We start from the raw sequence: 531 nt of genomic DNA, 5'->3' as shown, positions 1-531 counted from the left end.
GCGAGGTGGCGAAGGCACCATGCCCGACCTGATCCTCCAGCCGTCTTTGCGACTGCTCTTTTGCCGCTGGCCGGCGCTCGACATCTGGTCGGCGCACCAGGCAAGCGGCGATCTCGAACAGCTTGGCGGCATCAGAAGGCAACCGCAGCGGATCGCCTTGTGGCGGAACCGGGACAGCGTTCGCTTTCTCCGCCTCAACGGTACCCATTACGCGTTTCTGCAGGCGCTGAAGAGCGGCCGCGGACTTGAACATGCCGTCAAGAAAGCCGCCGCGCGCGATCCGAATTTCGACCTCGTCGCCTCGCTCGGCGGTCTCTTTGCCGACGGACTCGTCACGCGCGTCCGCCACCAACCTGCAAACATCAACTGACAAGGAATGGATCGATGACCATGATGACCCCGACATCCATGCCCGAACGAGGCGGTTTCGCCGGCCTTTATTCGCAGGCACTCCGACTGGCCTCATCCGTGCCGCTTTCGGCCGTGCAGCTCGTCGCGCGGCTCACCGTTGCGAACGTGTTCTGGCAATCA

At 63.3% G+C, this 531-nt stretch carries 1 pseudogene; it reads left to right on the top strand.

Annotated elements, in window-relative coordinates:
• Positions 1–370: pseudogene (locus RWK44_RS34940) on the top strand (DUF2063 domain-containing protein); the annotation flags it as partial.
• Between the last annotated feature and the right edge of the window lie 161 nt (positions 371–531).

Source organism: Rhizobium sp. 25PS6 (assembly GCF_032464655.1).
GTDB classification, from domain to species: domain Bacteria; phylum Pseudomonadota; class Alphaproteobacteria; order Rhizobiales; family Rhizobiaceae; genus Rhizobium; species Rhizobium laguerreae.
Note: the sequence above shows the minus strand (reverse complement) of the source record. Positions and strands in the feature narration are given on the sequence as shown.